A 19,550-nucleotide genomic window follows, 5' to 3' on the forward strand; every position below is an offset into this window, starting at 1 on the left:
GGATCTCCTACAAAATTCTATTACGCACTCTGTAGGAGTTCAGGCCTGGGGGAGGATGGTCGAGCCCTGAAAAGGGATGATCGAATCAGTTCGCCAGCAGGCTGGCTCCTACAGCACAGAACCAGGTGAAAAACAGTTTAAGCGGGCAGCGGGAATGGCGAGGCACAGAAATCCCTTAAAAGGGAATTCAGCCCAACATCTGCTGCCAAGTTGTTTCAACGGTCTTTCTTTCCGCTTCGAATTGGTCACCGGATACAACCCCCGGCAGCTGTTGTAATGCCAGGCGATGACCTTCTGATCGGTAGGCTTTGTAGGCGTCGATCAAATGCGCGGCTTGGTGGGCCGGCATCAGGCCCGCCTCGGAGAGGCTTTCAAGTATGCGGATATTATCGGTATACCGCACGATCGAAGGGGCGCCTTGCGCCCAGGCCAATGCGGCATATTGAACCATAAATTCAATATCGACAATACCGCCTGGGCCGTGCTTGAGATCGAATTGTCGATCATTGCTCTTATCGAGGTGTGCACGCATCTTATTGCGCATTTCCACCACCTCTTTACGCAATTTCTGTTCATCCCGCACCTCGCACAACAACCTGGTGCGCAGATCTTCGAACGCCAATCCGAGGCGCTGACTGCCAGCAACCGGGCGCGCGCGCACCAGTGCCTGGTGTTCCCAGGTCCAGGCGCTCTCGCGCTGGTATTTTTCAAACGCAGAAAGTGACGTCACCAGCAGGCCGGAATTCCCCGAGGGCCGCAGGCGGGTATCCACTTCGTACAATGGGCCGCTGAGCGTACGGGTCTGCAGGATATGGATCAGGCGCTGCGCCAGGCGGGTGTAAAAACTTTGCGCGTCCAGCGACCGTTCGCCGCTGGTATAGCCGGCGCTGTCGGCGTCGTGTACAAACACGATATCCAGATCGGAGCCGTGCCCGAGCTCCAGGCCACCGAGCTTGCCGTAGGCGACGATGGAAAACCGCATATCCTCTGCGCTGGCGTCCTTGGGCTCGCCGTGCTTTTCCACCACCTGCTGCCAGGCGAGGGTCAGCGACTGCTGCAGTATGGCTTCCGCAAGCCAGGTCAGGGAGTCACTCACCTTCATCAGTGGCAGCGCGCCGGTCACTTCCTGGGCGGCAATACGCAGGCTCTGGCCCTGCTTGAAATGGCGCAGGGCTTCCATCTGCGCTTCTAGGTCGTCTTCATCCACCCGCAGCATATGCTGGCGCAGATCGTCGGCGATATCCGCTGCGGTGGAGGGCTGCAGCAGACGACGCTGGTCAAGCATTTCATCCAGCAGAATGGGATGACGCGCGAGCAGATCGGCGATCCACGGGGAGGCACTGCACAGGCGCAGCAGCTGGTTCAGTACCGGCGGATTTTCGTTGATCAGGACAAGATACGCACTGCGACGCAGAATCGAGCGCAACAAAGGCAGCACCCGCCCCAGCGCAAGTAAAGGCTCACTCACCTCGGAAGCTGCAGCCAGCAACAACGGCATTGTCTGATCCAGACGCTGACGACCCGTGGCAGGCAACGCGGCAACGATGCGATCACCATGCAGACTGGAAAGCGCTTCCAAGGCTTTGGCGGCAGGCTGGAAGCCGGCGTTATGCAACTGCTCAAGCCAGCTGTCGCGATCGTCGGCGCGTTCACACCCCGCCCAGAGAAATTCCCACTGGTCAGAGTCGGTTATCTCGCTGCTTTCTTCCGGCGGCGCGATCACCTCGTCGAACTCACGCTCGATGGCCGCGCGGGCCTGCACCAGTGCATTTTCCAATGTTGCCCAGCTGTCGTAACCGAGCGCGAAGGCCAACTGCTCACGGCGCTCAATTTCTGGCGGCAGCGTCTGGGTCTGGTGATCCTTTTCCGCCTGCAGTCCATGCTCGACCCGACGCAGCAATAAATAGGCATCGCGCAGTTCGGCCGCAGCACCTTCCGGTAAATGACCGCCCTCCTCCAGCAAAGGCAGCACCTTCAGAATATTACGCACCCGCAGATCCGGCTCGCGCCCACCGCGAATCAGTTGAAATGCCTGGGCGATAAATTCCACTTCGCGAATACCACCGCGACCCAGCTTGATATTGTCGATCAGACCGCGGGCGCGCACCTGGCGCTGAATCAGGGTTTTCATCTCCCGCAGGGCGTCGATTACACTGAAATCGATATAGCGGCGATAGGTAAACGGCCGCAGCAATTCCATCAGCTCCTCCGCCGCCTCTGCCGCGCTCGCTCCACTCATCGCCACCGGGCGTGCCTTGATCATGGCGTAGCGTTCCCACTCCCGCCCCTGGGTCTGGTAATAGTCTTCCAGTGCCGCGTAATGGCTCACCAACGGGCCGCTGTCACCGTAGGGACGCAGGCGCATATCCACGCGGAACACAAAACCGTCAGCGGTAACCGCATCGAGGGACTTGATCAGCCGCTGGCCCAGGCGCTGGAACCAGGCCTGGTTTTCCAATGGCTTCTCGCCATCTGATTGACCGGGCTTCGGGTAGGCAAAAATCAGATCAATATCGGAGGAAAGATTCAGCTCCCGCGCCCCCAGCTTACCCATCCCCAACACCACCATCGGCTGGATATCCCCATCGCGGCTGCGCGGTTCACCGTGGCGCGCCACCATCTTTTCCCGGTGCCAGTCGACCGCCGTCTGAATGCACACTTCCGCCAACCGGGTCAATCGCGCACAGGTGGTGGGGATATCCCACTGACCGGCAAAATCCCGATAGATCACCTCGGTATTCACCCGGTTGCGCAGATCCCGCAGCGCCTTCTCCAACTGCTCCTCAGTTTCGATTTCCTCCAGATCCGGCGCCACCAGCCCGCAGTCCTCTTCGCGCAGAAAGCTCGCAAGCCACCAAGGGTGCCGGCTGCACTGCTGCACAAAGAAATCCGATCCCACAAAAACGCGCGCCAGCGCCGGACTCCGGTGCTCATCAAGCAGAGCTTCCACTTCCGCCACAACTTCCGCCCCAGCAGTGGCGCACCAACCCTCCCACCGCTTGGCGAATATCGCCTGATGCTGTGGCGGGCAGAAATCCATCATTGACATGGGTAACTCCATCTATAACCGGTATCGCGGAATCAGAACACTCAAAACGAAAGTGTACACCGGCAGTCACCGGATTCCTCACTAACGCACGGCTATCAGCCTTGAACTTTCCCCGGCAGGCCCTATCTAACTCAGGCTTAACATTCAACTAACCAGGATCCACTGAGCGCGATCTTTCGTCTGAACCTTGTTTTTATTGCGGGCAGCCCCGTTTTACGAGCATGACTATTTCGACTGATTACACAAATCATCACAGTCCCCTGACCGCGGCAACCCGTCGCCGTGCCATGCGATGCGTCCCCATCTACCTGCCTATCTCGCGTCCACCGCCGTAATCACTCTCGAATAGATACCAAATCACTTCGCGCGAAGGCGTCGATTAAAAAACCAAAGCGTTACCACCACCCCCTGACAACCAAACCAAAAGGAGGACAAGGTGCTGGAAGTCACCCACCTCAGCCGTTACTACGACGACTTCAAAGCCGTCGACAGTGTCAGTTTCAAGATCGGGAAAGGCGAAATTGTCGGCCTGCTCGGCCACAACGGCGCCGGCAAAACCACCATCATGAAAATGCTCTCCGGCTACCTGGAACCAGATAGCGGCAGCGTCACCATCGATGGCATATCAATGGCCGACAAGCCCAAAACCCTGCAGCGGCAACTGGGCTATCTGCCGGAAAACCTGCCCGTATACGGTGAAATGACCGTCGCCGACTACCTCGATTACGCCGCCTCTCTCAAAGGCCTGGACGGCAACGACAAAGTCAGCGAAATCCGCCGCGCCGTCAAAGCCACCCAGTTGGGTGACAAACTCAACGCACGTATTCACACCCTTTCACGCGGCTACAAGCAACGGGTCGGCGTCGCCCAGGCCATATTAGGCCGACCACGCCTGCTGATTCTGGATGAGCCCACCAACGGCCTCGACCCCACCCAGACCCGGCAGATGCGCGCGCTGATCAAAGAAATCGCCTGCGAAGCCACCGTCATCCTCTCCACCCACATCATGCAGGAAGTGGAAGCCCTGTGTGACCGGGTGCTGATCATCCACGGCGGCCGCCTCGCAGTGGACGAAAAGCTCGAGCGCCTGCGCAACGCCAACAGCATCTGGCTGGAAACCTCCGCCACCGATGCCCGCGAAATACTCGGCCGACTCGGCGAAGACGAAGGTATCGCAGCCATCGAGCCCATGGGTAAAGCGGGGCACTTCCGCATCCCCCTCACCGAAGGCACCAATATACGCAGTATCAGTGCCGTCATTGCACGCACCCTGATCGCCGCCGGTGGGGAGCTGTACCGCCTGCAACCGGAGCAGCGGGATCTGGAAAGCCTGTTCCGTCAGGTCAACGAAAACAACAAAGAAAATCACAAGGAAAAAAACACGGAGGCACTGGAAAATGCGGCCTGAATCATCACCTCCCATCAATGGTAAACGACTGATCCAGCGCGTGGCCGGCAAAGAGCTCACGCTGTTTTTCGCCTCGCCGGTGGCCTACCTGTTCCTCGCCACCTTTGCCGCGGTGAGCCTGTTCGTATTTTTCTGGGGCGAAGCATTTTTTGCCCGCAACATCGCCGACGTGCGCCCGCTGTTCGAGTGGATGCCGCTGCTACTGATCTTCCTCACCAGCGCGCTCACCATGCGCCTGTGGAGCGACGAGCGCGGCAAGGGCACCCTCGAGCATATCCTCACCCAGCCCGCGCCCCTGTGGCAATTTGTGATGGGCAAGTTTGTCGCCTGCCTGGCACTGCTCGGGATCGCCCTGGCCATCACCCTGCCGCTACCGGTGACCGTGGCCATCATTGGCGATCTCGACTGGGGCCCGGTGTGGGCAGGCTACCTGGCGACCTTCCTGCTGGGTGCGGCCTACCTGAGTATCGGCCTGTTTGTCTCCGCCCGCGCCAGTAATCAGATCGTCAGCCTGATTGTCGCCTCTGCACTCTGCGGCCTGTTCTACCTGGTAGGCACACCGCTGCTCACCGACTTTTTCGGCAACACCGTCGGCGAATGGCTGCGCAACCTGAGCACCGGTGCGCGCTTTGATGCCATTACCCGCGGCGTACTCGACCTGCCGGACCTCTACTATTACCTGAGCCTGTGCGCGGTATTCCTGGCATTGAATACACTGGTGCTGGAGCGCGAACGCTGGGCCAATGGCGGCGACCGCAAACACCGCCAAGCCTGGCACACGGTCACCGCCCTGCTGGTGGTGAACGCCCTGGGCGCCAATTTATGGCTGGGTCAGCTCAAGTCCCTGCGCACCGATGTGACCGAAGGCAATCTGTACTCCATTTCCCCGGCCACCGAGCAATACCTCAATCAGCTACAGGAGCCCCTGCTGATCCGCGGCTATTTCAGCGGCAAAACCCACCCACTGCTGGCGCCGCTGGTGCCGCAGATGCGCGACCTGCTGCGGGAATACGAAGTGGCGGGTAACGGTCGGGTACGGGTGGAAATCATCGATCCCACTCAGGAGCCAGAACTGGAAGAAGAGGCCAACCGTAAATACGGTATCGCGCCCGTCCCCTTCCAGGTGGCAGACCGCTACCAGGCGTCCATCGTCAGTTCTTACTTCGATGTACTGGTGCAGTACGGCGACGAGTACGAAGTGCTGGGTTTCCGCGACCTGATCGAGGTGAACGCGGAGCGGGAAACCGACGTGGACGTACAACTGCGCAACCCGGAGTACGACCTGACCCGCGCGGTGAAGAAAGTACTGCAGAGCTACCAGAGCGAGGGCAATCTGTTCGACACGGTACAGGGCAAACTGGCGTTTACCGCCTACGTCTCCGCCGACGAGCAATTACCGGAGCAGCTGGCGGAGTTCAAACAGTCCATCCGCGAAAGCGTGGAAAAAATACAGGGAGACGCCGGCGACCGACTGAGTGTGGAATTTATCGATCCCCAAGCAGACGGCGGTGCGGTGGCAAAGCAGATCGCGGAAGACTATGGCTTCCAGCCCATGGCCGCGAGCCTGATCGGCCGCCCCTTCTATTTCTATCTGACCCTCGCCCGCGACGACCAGATCGTACAAATTCCTCTGGACGATCTAAGCGCGGATACCTTCGAGCGCAACCTGGAAGCAGGTATCAAGCGCTTCGCCAGCGGCTTTACCAAAACCGTGGCACTGGTGACACCGGCGGACGATTTCAGCCACGGCATGGGCGGCGGTGCGCGCTTCAGTCAGCTGGAAACCCTGCTCGGTGCCGAGCTGAACGTGGAGCGCGAGGACCTCAGCGACGGCCGCGTATCCGGCAACGCGGATATCCTGATGTTGCTGGCACCACGCAACCTGAGTGAGAAAGCTCTCTACGCGGTAGACCAGTTCCTGATGCAGGGGGGCACCGTGATCGCCGCTACCTCGCCCTATAGCGCCAACCTGTCGAACCGCAGCCTGAGCCTGAACCGGGTCAACAGCGGCCTGGAAAAATGGCTCGATCACATGGGCCTGAAGGTGGACAACAAGCTGGTACTGGATCCGCAAAACAGCGCCTTCCCGGTACCGGTCACCCGCAACGTGGGCGGTTTCCAACTGCAGGAACTGCGCATGCTGGATTACCCCTACTTTATCGACGTACGCGGCGACGGCCTCAATGCCGACAACCCCATCACCGGCAATCTTCCCCAAGCCACCGTGAGCTGGGCCTCCCCCATTCAGGTGGATGAAGAGAAGTCTGCTGCACGCAGCATTACCCCGCTTCTGCGCAGTTCCGACAGTGCCTGGCTGTCTAGTAACACCAACGTGATGCCGCGCTACGTGGACGGTCAGATCAGCGCCTTCACCCCCGAGGGCGAACCCGCCTCGCACCTGTTGGGTGTGGTCAGTGCCGGACGCTTCGACTCCTACTTTGCCGATAATCCGTCACCACTGGCGCAAGAAGAAAGTGCCGCGGAAAACACGACGGAAGGCGAGAGTGAAAACGACAGCGCAAGTGACGCCAGCAAGCTGGAGAACCTGCCCAGCCAGATCAGCCGATCGCCGGAATCTGCGCGCATCATCCTGTTCGCCTCCAACGACTTCCTGCGGGACCAGGTGGTGCGCATGAGCGGCGCCGCGGCCGGCGGTGACTACCTCAACACCCTGCAACTGGCGGCCAACAGTGTGGACTGGTCTCTGGAAGATGCAGGTCTGCTCAGCATCCGCGCCCGCAGCCACTTCAACCGCACCCTGCCCCCCATGGAGCAGGACAGCCGGCTGTTCTGGGAATCACTGAACTATATCGCCGCACTGCTGGCACTGGGCATCGTCGCCCTGATCCAACAGCTGCGCAACCGCGCCCGCCAGCAGCGCTACCAACAACTGCTGGCCGGCTGAGGAGGATAGGAGAAATAGCGCATGAAAAATCTACAAATGGCCTTGAGCGGCGTGCTAGCACTGCAGCTGGTGCTGGCCGCCGGCCTGTTCTGGGAGTCCAACTCGCGGCAACAGGCACAAACGCAACAGACTCAGTTGGTGCAGGCAGAAACCGATGCACTGCAACGGCTGGAAATTGTCGGTGACGACCAAAGCGTTGCGCTGGTGCGAAAAGACGGGCAGTGGCAACTGCCCGAACTCCACAACCTTCCGGTAAACAGCGACAAACTGGATACCCTGCTGGAAAAGCTCACTGCACTCAAAAGTAACTGGCCCATCGCCACCAGCAACAGCGCCCGCGAGCGCTTTGAAGTGGCGGAGAACAAATTCCGCAAACACGTGAAGCTCTATACCGCGGAAGGGAATGACCCGGCACTGGAACTGTTTGTGGGCACCTCCCCCGGCTTCCGCAAGGTGCACGTGCGCCGCGCCGGCGACGACGCCATCTATGCGGTGGCATTAAACAGCTTCGACCTGCCTTCAACCGCCGACAGCTGGCTGGACAAAACCCTGCTGGCCGCCGGTGACCTCACGCGCATCCAGGGCCCGGACTACACCCTGGAAAAAGGTGAGGACGGCTGGGCGTTTTCCGCAGACAACGGGGAAGAAACACCGGCGGTCGACCCGGGCAAGGCCCGCGAACTGGCTGCGGCACTGGAGAAACTGCGTATCACCAAAGCGGTTGACGAGGCCCCAGAGGTAGAGGCAACGGAGTTTGTGGTGCGCAGCGGTGACGATGAACGCCGCTACCACTTCGCCAGTGCGGACGACAAATACTATGTGCGCCGCGATGACCGCGATCAGTTCTTTGAAATCGCCAAATACGATTTCGATCGGGTGATGGATAAACGCCACCAGGATCTGGTACTCATCGAACGGGATGAGGAAGAGCAGACCGCGGAACAGGAATCGAGTTCAACGGAGGAGGAAGGCACGGAAAGCTGAAAACAACGCTTAATAAAAAAAACCGCGCATTGCGCGGTTTTTTTATGCACGGGCTTCGGAAGTATTACCCTTCAGGAAAGAACAGCTGGCCCTCCCCCATCTTGATCACGTTGCCGCCGATGCGACAGCGCACTTCCTTGCCGGTCTTTTTATCAAACTCCACATGCAGCACGCTTTTGCGGGTGTCCACACTGCCGCGATCCACGGAAAAGGTATGAGTGCCCGCAGCGGTTTCCTGCTGCTCGGCCAGGTAGGCGATAAATTCCGGCATCACATTGCCAATGGGCGGAAACACATCTTTTGCCAGATTGGGATTCAGCAGGCGGCCGTGAAACTCGGTGCCGCCGGTAATCGAGCCCGGCGCAAACAGGAAAAGCTCCGAGGTGTACATCTCTCCCAACAGCGCGCCCCAGTGATCGTGATTGAGGCTCGCGGCCAGCACATGTTCGGGGCGGGTAAAGGGAACGATCAGGGTCGGCGTATCCACGCTCACCACCAGCGGTTTGTACTTGCTGAAGGTGATGTGTTTTTCCTCGGTATTCAGCGCCGCAGCCAGGCGGCCTGCATCCGGGGTGTAGCGATCCACCGTGGGGGAAAGCTCGCGGGCAAACTGGATATTCCCCGGCACACCGTCCTTGTCATCGATAAAGCTTTCGATCAGGCCGCTTTCCTGTTTTAGCAGGAAGGAGGCAAAACTGCCTTCGCTTTTGCTCAGCCCCAGCTCAAACGCCATAAAGGAGGCGGCGAGAATGGTGTGGGCACCAAAGCGCTGCTGGCCGTGGCTGTTGTAGACACTGGCAGGGACGGAAGCATCCGGTTCGATAAACACGGTTTCGGTCTGCTGAAACTCACTGGCGATGGCTTTTTTGGCCTGCTCGTCCAGTTGTTGTTCCGCCAGGTTTACCACCGGAATCTGAGTGCCCTGAAAGGGTGCATCCGCAAAGACATCCAGCAATACATATTCAATCGCCATAATTAAATCCTTTTTTTTATTGTTGCCTTCCCTGACTATGCGCCACCTGATAATTTTTGCAAGGGCGCAATCAGAACGCGATATCCGGTGGCGGCGCTACGCGCAGCACTTCCTGCACGGTGGTGATGCCAGCGGCCACTTTGCGCGCCCCTGATAAGCGCAGGCTATTCATACCTTCACGCATCCCCTGGCGGCGGACCTGCTGCAGGTCGCAGTCGTGGGTGACCAGCGTCTGAATGGCCTCGGTAAACGGCAGGATTTCGTAAATGCCCTGACGTCCGCGGTAACCGGTATTGCGGCAATCGAGACAGCCCTCCGGCTGATACACCACCTCCGGCTTGGGCGCCTTCCAGGGTTTGACCAGCGCCTGCCAATCCTCGTCGCTCACTTGCGCCTTGCGCTTGCAGCTGGGACAGAGGGTGCGCACCAGGCGCTGGGCCATCACCCCCAGCACCGTGGACTTCAGCAGGTAATGAGGCAGTCCCAGATCCAGCAGACGGGTCACTGCGGTAGGCGCGTCGTTGGTATGCAGCGTTGAAATCACCAAGTGGCCGGTAAGCGCGGCCTGCACCGCCATCTGCGCGGTTTCCAGGTCGCGGATCTCGCCCACCATGATGATGTCCGGATCCTGACGCATCAGGGTGCGGATGCCGGCAGCGAAGTCCAGACCGATGCTGTGGTGCACCTGAGTCTGATTAAAACTGTCCTCCACCATTTCAATGGGATCTTCGATGGTAGACACATTGACCTCGCTGGAGGCGAGCTGCTTGAGCGCGGTGTACAGGGTGGTGGTTTTACCGGAGCCGGTAGGGCCGGTGACCAGTACGATTCCGTTGGGGCGGGATAACATGGTCTGCCAGCGTGCCAGATCATCGCCGGCGAGGCCGAGGTCGGTATAGGAGCGCGCCAGCACTTCCGGATCGAAGATCCGCATCACCAGTTTTTCGCCAAAGGCGGTGGGTAGGGTGGAAAGGCGCAACTCCACCTCGCTGCCGTCCGGGCGCTTGGTCTTGATACGACCGTCCTGGGGTTTACGCTTCTCCGCCACGTTCATGCGGCCGAGGATCTTCAGGCGGCTGGTGACCGCAGCGTTGACCTGATCCGGCAGCTCGTGGATCGGGTGCAGTACCCCGTCGATGCGAAAGCGGATGCGGCCGATGTTCCTTCTTGGCTCGATATGAATGTCACTGGCGCGCTGGTCAAAGGCGTGCTGCAGCAGCCAGTCCACAATATTGACGATGTGCTGGTCGTTGGCTTCCGGGTCCTTGAGGTTACCAAGCTCCAGCAGCTGCTCGAAGTTCCCCGCACCCGAGCTGCCCTTGAGACCACTGGCCCCGGAAATGGAATTGGCCAGGGAATAGAACTCGGTGCCGTAGCGCTTGATGTCGGCGGGGTCCGCCACCACCCGCTGTACGGTGCGGCCACTGGTGTGTTCCAGCTGCTCCTCCCAGCCCGAGGTGTAGGGCTGAGCGGTGGCCACCAGCAGCATTTCCTTTGAGGCTTCCACGCACAGGATCTGGTGGCGCTTGGCGAACTGGAAACTCATCACCTCGGTCACTTCCGCCACATTCACCTTGAGCGGGTCGATATGGTAAAGGCCGTGGGAAGAAGTATCCGCCAGCCACTGGGTAAGTGTGGCCGCGTCGAGCGTCTTACCGGGCTTTTTCTGATTGGGCAGCTCACAGCTGGCGATATAGGTGAGCGGGTGCATCTGCGCCTGCTCGGCGGTGCGCGGGGTGCCGATCAGGCGATTGGCGTCCATACGCGCCACATACCCCTGGCCCACCAGGTCTTCCAGCAATCCGGGCAGATCGAGAACCCGGTCCGCCCCTCTTGTCCCAGTGCTTACAGCCATACCCTGTCACCCGTCTACGCTTTATTGTGAAGGCGCATTGTAGCTCTTATGGCGAGCCGCAACAGTGCGCCGGTTGCCCCCATTGGTAACGAAACCGTCACGTCACTGTGCCCTGCGCACAGGTTGGGGTACCATGCCGCCAAATTTGGCCGCTGCTCACGTCACCAGGCGGTCTTTTCGTTAACTGTCAGGACCGGAAAAAGGAACAGACCATGCCCCTGTCCAATATCGCCAACCTGTTCGGCCGCTCGCCGATCAAGCCGATCAAGGAGCACATGGCGACTGCCCACGAGGCGTCAGCGGATCTGGTGCCCTTCTTTGAAGCCCTTATGAAGGGCGACTTCAGCACTGCCAAAACCGTACAGCAGCGCATCTCCGCCAGTGAGAACCGCGCCGACGACATAAAGAAAGACCTGCGCCTGCACCTGCCGGACAGCCTGTTTATGCCGGTCTCCCGCACCGACCTGCTGGAACTGCTGCACGTGCAGGACAAGGTAGCCAACACCGCTCAGGACATCGCCGGCCTGGCGATCGGCCGCCAGATGCAGATCCCCGCAAGCATGCACGCCATGATGGCCACCTTCGTGGAAAGCGCCGTCGCCACATCCGCCCAGGCCCTGACTGCCATCAATGAGCTGGACGAGCTGCTGGAATCCGGCTTTGCCGGGCGCGAAGTGGATATTGCCCGCCGTATGACCGAAGAGCTGGACGACCTCGAGCGCAAGTCCGACGAGCTGGAAGTGGAAGTGCGCGCCGCACTGTTCAAATTAGAAAAAGACCTGCCACCGGTAGACGTGATTTTCCTCTACCGCATTATCGAGTGGGTCGGTGACCTGGCAGATGAGGCCCACGGCGTGGGCAACCGATTGCAGCTGTTGCTGGCGCGATAACGGGGAGAGAAATCGTGGATATCATTGCTCAGTACGGCCATATCTTTCTGATACTGGCCTGTGTATTTGGATTCTTTATGGCCTGGGGGGTGGGCGCCAACGACGTAGCCAACGCCATGGGCACGTCCGTTGGCTCCCGCGCACTGACCATCAAACAGGCGATCATTATCGCCATGATCTTCGAGTTTGCCGGCGCCTATTTAGCCGGCGGCGAAGTCACCTCCACCATCCGCAAGGGCATCATCGCCCCGGATCTGTTCAACGATAGCCCGGAACTGCTGGTCTACGGCATGCTCTCCGCCCTGCTGGCCGCAGGTACCTGGCTGATGATCGCCAGTATTCTCGGCTGGCCGGTATCCACCACCCACTCTATTGTAGGAGCCATTGTCGGCTTCTCTGCGGTGGGCATCTCGGTGGATGCGGTGGCCTGGGGCAAGGTGGCCAGCATTGTCGCCAGCTGGGTGGTCTCCCCGGTCCTCGCCGGCACCATATCCTTCCTGCTGTTCCGCAGTGTGCAACGGCTGATCCTCAACACCGAAGACCCGTTCACCAACGCCAAACGCTACATCCCAATTTACATGTTCGCGGTGGGCTGGATGATCGCCATGGTGACCCTCACCAAGGGCCTGAAGCACGTCTTCAAGGACGCCGGTGTCACCCTGACCTTCTGGCAGGACGCGCTGATCGCCGGCGTGATCGGCCTGGTCGTGATGGGTATCGGCATCGTGCTGCTGAAGCGCATCAAGCGTGACCCGGCCATGGAAAAGGACAACCGTTTTGCCAACGTAGAGCGCGTCTTCGCCATCCTGATGATCTTCACCGCCTGTGCCATGGCCTTTGCCCACGGCTCCAACGACGTGGCCAACGCCGTGGGTCCGCTGGCCGCGGTGGTCAACACCGTGCAACAGGGCGCAGTCACCGCCAAGGCGGTAATGCCGCCGTGGATCCTGCTGCTGGGTGGTGCCGGTATCGTGGTCGGCCTCGCCACCTACGGCTTCAAGGTGATGGCCACCATCGGCCGCAAGATTACCGAGCTGACCCCGAGCCGCGGCTTCGCCGCCGAACTGGGCGCCGCCTCCACCGTGGTACTCGCCTCCGGCACCGGCCTGCCCATCTCCACCACCCACACCCTGGTGGGCGCGGTCCTGGGGGTTGGCCTGGCGCGCGGTATCGGCGCACTCAACCTGCGCATGATCACCACCATCGCCGCCTCCTGGATCGTCACCCTGCCCGCAGGCGCCGGCCTGGCGATTCTGTTCTTCTTCTTCTTCAAGGGCGTCTTTGGTTGGTAATACTGGAACGGTAATAGCAATTACCTGGCGCACTTGATAAAAAGGGAGAGCTATTTGGCTCTCCCTTTTTTGTGTTTAATCTGCACTGGCAATGTGAGAAGGATCCCTCCATGCAACTGCCCATCTATCAGGCTGACGCCTTCACCTCGGAACTCTTCAAAGGCAATCCCGCCGCTTACGTACCGCTGACCCGCTGGCTCGACGACGCACTGCTGCAACAGATCGCCGCCGAGAACAACCTCGCCGAAACCGCCTACACCGTCCCCGCCGGCAACGGCTTTGAACTGCGCTGGTTCACCCCTGGCGAAGAAGTCCCCCTGTGCGGCCACGCCACCCTGGTCACCGCGCACCTGCTGTGGACCGAGCTGGGATTTACCGACGACGAGATTCACTTCTTTACCCGCAGCGGCGAGCTGATCGTGCGCCGTGACGGCGAACTACTGGCCCTGGATTTCCCTGCGCAGAACATCCAGCCAGTCGGACTCGGCAAGGAATATTCCGATGCACTCGGCGCCGAGCCGCTGTCGGCCATGGAAGTCGCCGGATCCAATGACCAGCTGCTGGTGGAGTTTGCGTCTTCAGAGGTCATTGCCGCCCTCGATCCCGATATGCGCGCCGTCGCCAACCTGCCCTACAAGGGGCTGATCTGTACCGCGCCGGGCGATGGTTTTGACTGTGACTTCGTCAGCCGCTTTTTCGCCCCGGCCATCGGCATCGATGAAGACCCGGTAACCGGCTCAGCCCACACTTACATGACTCCTTTCTGGGCGGAGAAGCTGGACAAGACTGCACTCAAGGCAAAGCAGATTTCACCCCGTGGCGGTGAGCTGGATTGTGAATTGAAAGGTGATCGGGTGATTATGCAGGGCAAGGCGGTAACTTATTTGCGTGGACAGATCTCTCTTTAAAATTACGGTGGTTCCTTTCTGCTTTGGCCCGGTGGCGGTGGCGCTACCGGGTAAGCTTTTGCGAGACACGAGCTAGGCGCCCCCCCGGTAACCCATCCCTGGGGGCTCTTCCGCGAGGTCCCTCTCGCGGACAAAGCGTGAGCTTTGGACGCCGGCGGCGCCCGCAGGGTGAGGGCTTTAGCCCGAATCAACGTCTCACAAGTTTGCCCCCGGCATCGCCACCTTTACATCAAACCGCAGTAGTTCTAGCTAGTTCGAGCAATTCGTAATCTGCGGGCTCCTAGTGCTTCACTACCAATAGTGATAATGCAGCCGCTCATTCTTCCGCGGCCCATCAATCTGCCAAATCAACTCAATCTCATCCGGATGCAGAATCAAGTCGGCGGTATAGGTATCTTCACCACATAAATGCGGAGACTGATGACGAAACCCATGCTCCGTCACCGGAACAAGATTGAATAACAATACGGGCTCTTCCCGCCGCAAATGCTCAAGGCGCACAAAATCAACACAGCGCGTCCAGCGGTAAGTGTTCTGCAGATCGATCTTGTGGCCGTCGCCATCGGTAAACTCAGCCCGCTCCGCAAACAGAATGTGCGCACCGAAACCCGTCACCGCCACCTCGCCGCGCCCGTGCCCACGCCAATTGGTTTGCGACCCGGGTCCATTGCTGGCATTAAAACTGAACGCACGCACCTTCTTTAACCGCTCAACCAATTGCGCCAGCCTCGACAAAGCTTTGTAATCCACCACTGCATTCACCGGACACCGCACCTATTCATGATTCTGTTGATCCTCATCACCCTCCTGTGGGCTTTCTCTTTCAGCCTGATCGGCGTCTACCTCGCCGGCCAGGTGGACAGCTACTTTTCCGTACTCACCCGGGTACTGCTGGCGGCCCTGGTATTTCTGCCATTTCTCAACTGGCGCACTCCACCACGTATCGCTCTCACCCTAATGGCCATCGGCGCCGTGCAGCTGGGATTGATGTACCTGTTTTACTACCAGTCCTTCCTGCTGCTCAGCGTGCCCGAAGTGCTGCTGTTTACCATCTTCACCCCGGTATACATCTCACTGATCTACGACCTGATGGCACGAAGGTTTTCTCCCTTGAACCTGCTGATCGCCGCTATCGCAGTATTCGGCGCCGCCATCATCCGCTGGAATAATCTCAGCGGTGACTACTGGACGGGCTTTCTTGTGGTCCAGGGTGCCAATCTCTGTTTTGCCAGCGGCCAGGTGGCCTACAAGCAGTTTATGCAATCTCAGCAAAGCCGCGGGAACACACTGCCACCCCGGCAGACCTTCGGCTGGTTTTTTATCGGTGCCAGTATCGTTGCCGCCCTCGCCTGGCTGATACTCGGCCAGCCGCAGTACCCGAGCAGCGGTGTGCAATGGGGCATATTACTGTGGTTGGGAGCAGTGGCCTCGGGCCTTGGCTACTTCCTGTGGAACAAGGGCGCCACCCTGGTATCTCCCGGCACCCTCGCGGCCATGAACAACGCCCTGATTCCCGCCGGGCTGCTGGTCAACCTGCTGATCTGGAACCGGGATGCGGATCTGCCACGGCTGGCGCTCGGCGGTGCCATCATCGTCGCCGCGGTGACACTCAGCGAATGGCGCAGCCGGGCGCCCCATTGAGCGGGAGTGGCGGCTGCTATAATTGCTGCCGGATGCGGGGCGCGGGATAGCGCCGGATTTCTTCGCATTCACCGCGCACAAGGAATTGTGAATGATGGACGCAGCGGAAAGCCCTCGCAGCAATGCCACCGAGTGAACCATCCCGCCTGTGGCCACGCTGCAATCACCTGTTACTCGTCGCCATTCTGACGGGGCTGGTTGCCTGTGCCCCGCTCGGGCCCAATTTCCGCGAGCCGGACGTGACCTGGCTGTCCGCCTGGCAGCCGAATCTCTACGGCCAGACCTATCAGGATCCCGCTGCCACGGATATCAGCCAGTGGTGGCACCGCCTGGGCGACCCCATCCTGAACGACCTGATTGCCCTTGCCCGCCGTGAAAACCCGAGCCTGCAGATTGCCGGGCTGCGCATTCTCGAAAGCCGTGCGGCACTGGGCATTGCCGTTGGTCTGAAATATCCACAGGTACAGCGAATCGACGGCAGTGGCGCCTATGTGTCCGAGTACCTGCACGGTGGGCCGGACGACGACCACCGCGACTACCGCACCGGCGACATCGCCTTTAACCTGCAGTGGGAAATGGACTTCTGGGGACGCTTCCGCCGCGGCATAGAATCCGCAGATGCCGCCTTTTTTGCCTCCATCGCCAACCAGCGCGACGGCCAGGTACTGCTGGCCGCGGAAGTGGCCAGGCTGTACTACGGCTACAAAACCACCCTGCAGCGCATCGATATCGCCCAGCGCAATATCGCACTGCAGCAACGCAATGTGGACATTACCCGTCAGCTGTTTACCAGCGGCCAGCAGTCGGAACTGGACCTGCAGCAGGCGCGCACCCAGTACCTCGCCAGTCTCGCCACCATCCCCACCCTGCGACTGACACAGACACTGCAACGCAATGCCCTCAGTGCGCTGCTGGGGCGGGCGCCGGGAGATCTGCCGGAACTCGCCGGCGCGACAGATCAACTGCCCCATATCGAACAGATTCCCCTTCGGCAGACTCCGGTGAACCTGCTGCTGCGTCGCCCGGATGTGCGTGCCGCCGCCTGGGATGCCGCGGCACAGTCGGCGCAGATCGGCGTGGCCATGAGCGACCTCTACCCGGCCATCTCCCTGTTCGGCACCCTCGGCTGGGCGGCTACCAGTCTCAGTGGGCTACCGGATGTCTCCACACTGGCGGTGGGCCCGGCGCTCAGCTGGAATATTTTCAATTACGGCCGGTTGAAAAATAACGTGCGGGTACAGGACGCGCGCCTGCAGCAGCTGCTGGAACTGTTCCGCGCCACGGTCCTCGAGGCCGCGCGGGAAATTGACGACGCCGCCAGCCGTATCGCCCAGACCGATGCACGCCAGCGCATTCTCGATGAGTCCCTGGTGGCCGCGCAGCGCTCCCTGGACATTGCCAGCCGCCGCTACCAGGAAGGTTACTCCGATTTTCAGCGGGTGCTGGACGCCCAGGCCGCGGTATTTGCCCAGTCGGACCTGGTGGTAATCAACCGCGGTGACCATGTAGCTGCCATTATTGAACTGTACCGATCCCTCGGCGGCGGCTGGCGCGATGCCACCGTCGATGACCTGATCCCCAGCGACACCCGCTACCAGATGCTGGAGCGCACCAATTGGGGAGATCTGCTTGAGGAGCCGCTGCCCGACGCTGACGCGGGCACAACCCCGTAATGGACCCACGCGAACAGGCCAGTAACAGACAACCGGGGCCGCAAACCCTGGACGAGATCGCCGCGGCACAATCGGCCGGTGGGGAATCGTCCGCGCCCGTCTCTCCAGCTGCACCTCCACCCACGCCGTCCGGCGACCGCGCTGCAACAGGGGCAGATACGGTATCCCCGGAACCCGAAGCTACAGAAACACCCGCAAAGGCCGTCGGGCGGGGTGTAAAGATCCTGCTGGCGCTGATCTTCGTCACACTGTGCCTCTACCTCCTCGCCGACCGCTTCACCCCCTATACCTCGCAGGCGCGGGTGCAGGGCTATGTGGTCGGGGTTGCCCCCAAAGTAGCCGGGGTGATCACCGAGGTGTGGGTGGAGAACAACCAGCGCGTCAAACAGGGCGACAGGCTGTTCGCCATCGATGCCACCCAGTATGAGCTGGCGCTGCAAACCGCCCGCGCGAACCTGGACAATGCCTGGCAGCAGGTGGCGGCCGGAGACGCGGTGGTGCAACAGGCCCGCGCCAACCTGCGCGCCGCCATTGCCGCGCGCCTTGAGGCAGAGCAGGACTACACGCGTATGCGACACCTGCGCGACAGCGACCCCGGTACCATCTCCGTCCGTCGCCTGGAAATCTCCCGCGCCAATCTCGAGCAGGCGCGCGCCAAGGTCGTCGCGGCAGAAGCGGCCATTCAACAGGCCATCGAGCAGAAAGGTGGTGATTCCGAGCACAATAATTCGCTGTTGAACGTCGCCCGCGCGGCGGTCAACGAGGCGCAGCTCGACCTGGACAATACGACGGTCATCGCCCAGAAGGATGGCATCATCACCGACCTGCGCGCCGAGGTCGGGCGCTATGCGGGCACCGGCAATGCGGTACTGACGCTGATTTCCCGGGAGGATTTCTGGATCGCCGCGGACTATACCGAGAACAACCTGGGGCACCTGCAACAAGGTACGCCGGTGGAAATCCTGCTGGACGCCCTGCCGGGCAAAGTACTGAAGGGACGAATACTGGATATCGGCGCGGGGGTAAATGCGGGCAGAACCCCAACCCCCGGCGCACTGCCGGAAATTCAGAACAATCGCGACTGGCTGCGCCAGGCTCAGCGATTCCCGGTGCGGGTAACCTTTGATGAAGCGCCGCCGCCAGAGGTACTCGCACAACTGCGCATAGGTGGCCAGGCCTCGGTGATCGCCTACAGCGACGAACACCTTATCCTGCGCCAGCTGGGGAAGCTCTATATCCGCGTCATGAGCTATCTGTCCTACGCCTACTGATCACGCCCTGTTGGACAAATTTACACAGCGCGACACCAGGGCCGCAGCTTCTGTTATTTTTATTGTTTCATTTCTTCTTCGCTTCCACGCCCTGATCGCGCAAGCGCAGCCGGCGAAACAAACGCACCACCAGCTCTTCCGCCACCAGCATCACCACGACCACCACAATCAGGGTAACCACGCCGTGCCACATTCCGTGAAAGCGCACGTCCTGATCGAATACCAGAGTGATCGCTTCCAGAATCACAAACTTCGAACCAAACAACACCAGCCAGGCGCAAAAGTACCGAAGAAAGCGGGCAAAGCCACTGGAGTAGTGTTTAAAAAACTCTGCGACCCGGTGCTCCACGGCAATGGTCAGTTTCAGCAGCAGCTGCAGCAGTATCGCCGCCAGCAGGGAAATGCTGAACGATTTAATTTCGACGTTCTTGGAAAACTCCGCAAACAGATTGAGCACCACCAGGTCCACCAGGACACCGTTGTAATAAAGCAGAAACAACCGCTGCGCATTGGTCGGTGTTTCCGCCAGCTCCGCACGTAGAAACGACATCGTGGACTTGGTCATTCATAGACTCCGCAGACACACCCAGAAATTACTGATATTTCGCCAAAGCGAAAGCAATATCGCCTCAATTCAGCTCGACAAAAGGAAATTGATGCTTAACTACTAGAGTAGCTCCTTCAGTATTTCTGGACGTCCT

General features: G+C 60.0%; 14 protein-coding genes. 9 read left to right on the forward strand and 5 right to left on the reverse strand.

Going from position 1 to position 19,550, the window contains the following annotated elements; translation table 11 throughout:
* Positions 1-187 precede the first annotated feature (187 nt).
* The gene (gene glnE, locus AU11_RS11085; RefSeq protein ID WP_051687193.1) at positions 188-3,049 is read right to left on the reverse strand and encodes a bifunctional [glutamate--ammonia ligase]-adenylyl-L-tyrosine phosphorylase/[glutamate--ammonia-ligase] adenylyltransferase; all 2,862 of its coding nucleotides are present in this window, start codon (positions 3,047-3,049) and stop codon (positions 188-190) included.
* A 436-nt stretch (positions 3,050-3,485) separates the two neighbouring features.
* On the opposite strand from glnE, the gene AU11_RS11090 reads away from it, so the two are divergent.
* The 3 genes from AU11_RS11090 to AU11_RS11100 are packed head-to-tail and all read left to right on the forward strand — an operon-like array spanning position 3,486 to position 8,346.
* Positions 3,486-4,457 (forward strand): ABC transporter ATP-binding protein, encoded by a 972-nt coding sequence (locus AU11_RS11090; RefSeq protein WP_043319396.1) that lies wholly within the window; start codon positions 3,486-3,488, stop codon positions 4,455-4,457.
* Positions 4,447-7,362: a Gldg family protein gene (locus AU11_RS11095; RefSeq protein ID WP_051687194.1), complete on the forward strand. Its 2,916-nt coding sequence runs from the start codon at positions 4,447-4,449 to the stop codon at positions 7,360-7,362. Before AU11_RS11090 ends, AU11_RS11095 begins: the two co-directional genes overlap by 11 nt.
* Positions 7,363-7,383: 21 nt before the next feature.
* Positions 7,384-8,346, forward strand: coding sequence for a DUF4340 domain-containing protein (locus AU11_RS11100; protein ID WP_043319399.1), 963 nt, complete (start codon positions 7,384-7,386; stop codon positions 8,344-8,346).
* Positions 8,347-8,410: 64 nt separating this feature from the next.
* Here AU11_RS11100 and AU11_RS11105 read toward each other — a convergent pair whose 3' ends face one another.
* On the reverse strand, positions 8,411-9,319 hold the full coding sequence (locus tag AU11_RS11105) for a PhzF family phenazine biosynthesis protein (protein WP_197023825.1): 909 nt from the start codon (positions 9,317-9,319) through the stop codon (positions 8,411-8,413).
* A 70-nt stretch (positions 9,320-9,389) separates the two neighbouring features.
* A complete protein-coding gene (locus tag AU11_RS11110) occupies positions 9,390-11,174 on the reverse strand; it encodes a GspE/PulE family protein (protein ID WP_043319403.1) in 1,785 nt (594 codons plus the stop codon).
* A 212-nt stretch (positions 11,175-11,386) separates the two neighbouring features.
* On the opposite strand from AU11_RS11110, the gene AU11_RS11115 reads away from it, so the two are divergent.
* From AU11_RS11115 to AU11_RS11125, 3 genes are all read left to right on the forward strand, one after another.
* Positions 11,387-12,064, forward strand: a complete 678-nt coding sequence (locus AU11_RS11115; RefSeq protein WP_043319405.1) for a TIGR00153 family protein — start codon at positions 11,387-11,389, stop codon at positions 12,062-12,064.
* Positions 12,065-12,078: 14 nt separating this feature from the next.
* The gene (locus AU11_RS11120) at positions 12,079-13,356 is read left to right on the forward strand and encodes an inorganic phosphate transporter (protein ID WP_043319407.1); all 1,278 of its coding nucleotides are present in this window, start codon (positions 12,079-12,081) and stop codon (positions 13,354-13,356) included.
* A 110-nt stretch (positions 13,357-13,466) separates the two neighbouring features.
* Complete coding sequence (locus AU11_RS11125; protein ID WP_043319408.1) at positions 13,467-14,264, forward strand: PhzF family phenazine biosynthesis protein; 798 nt, start codon at positions 13,467-13,469, stop codon at positions 14,262-14,264.
* A gap of 291 nt (positions 14,265-14,555) precedes the next feature.
* Here the strand turns inward: AU11_RS11125 and AU11_RS11130 are convergent, their stop codons facing one another.
* Positions 14,556-15,017, reverse strand: coding sequence for a DUF6314 family protein (locus AU11_RS11130; RefSeq protein WP_043320433.1), 462 nt, complete (start codon positions 15,015-15,017; stop codon positions 14,556-14,558).
* Positions 15,018-15,044: 27 nt separating this feature from the next.
* Between AU11_RS11130 and AU11_RS11135 the strand changes: the two genes are divergently transcribed.
* The 3 genes from AU11_RS11135 to AU11_RS11145 all read left to right on the forward strand — a co-directional run bounded on the left by AU11_RS11135 (position 15,045) and on the right by AU11_RS11145 (position 18,849).
* Positions 15,045-15,905: a carboxylate/amino acid/amine transporter gene (locus AU11_RS11135; RefSeq protein ID WP_043319411.1), complete on the forward strand. Its 861-nt coding sequence runs from the start codon at positions 15,045-15,047 to the stop codon at positions 15,903-15,905.
* Positions 15,906-16,027: 122 nt separating this feature from the next.
* Positions 16,028-17,578, forward strand: a complete 1,551-nt coding sequence (locus AU11_RS11140) for an efflux transporter outer membrane subunit (RefSeq protein WP_043319412.1) — start codon at positions 16,028-16,030, stop codon at positions 17,576-17,578.
* Positions 17,578-18,849, forward strand: a complete 1,272-nt coding sequence (locus AU11_RS11145; protein ID WP_081848070.1) for an HlyD family secretion protein — start codon at positions 17,578-17,580, stop codon at positions 18,847-18,849. Before AU11_RS11140 ends, AU11_RS11145 begins: the two co-directional genes overlap by 1 nt.
* 67 nt (positions 18,850-18,916) lie before the next feature.
* Here the strand turns inward: AU11_RS11145 and AU11_RS11150 are convergent, their stop codons facing one another.
* A complete protein-coding gene (locus AU11_RS11150; protein ID WP_043319414.1) occupies positions 18,917-19,414 on the reverse strand; it encodes a hypothetical protein in 498 nt (165 codons plus the stop codon).
* Positions 19,415-19,550: the final 136 nt, after the last annotated feature.

It is taken from the genome of Microbulbifer sp. HZ11, from assembly GCF_000708675.1.
GTDB lineage: Bacteria > Pseudomonadota > Gammaproteobacteria > Pseudomonadales > Cellvibrionaceae > Microbulbifer.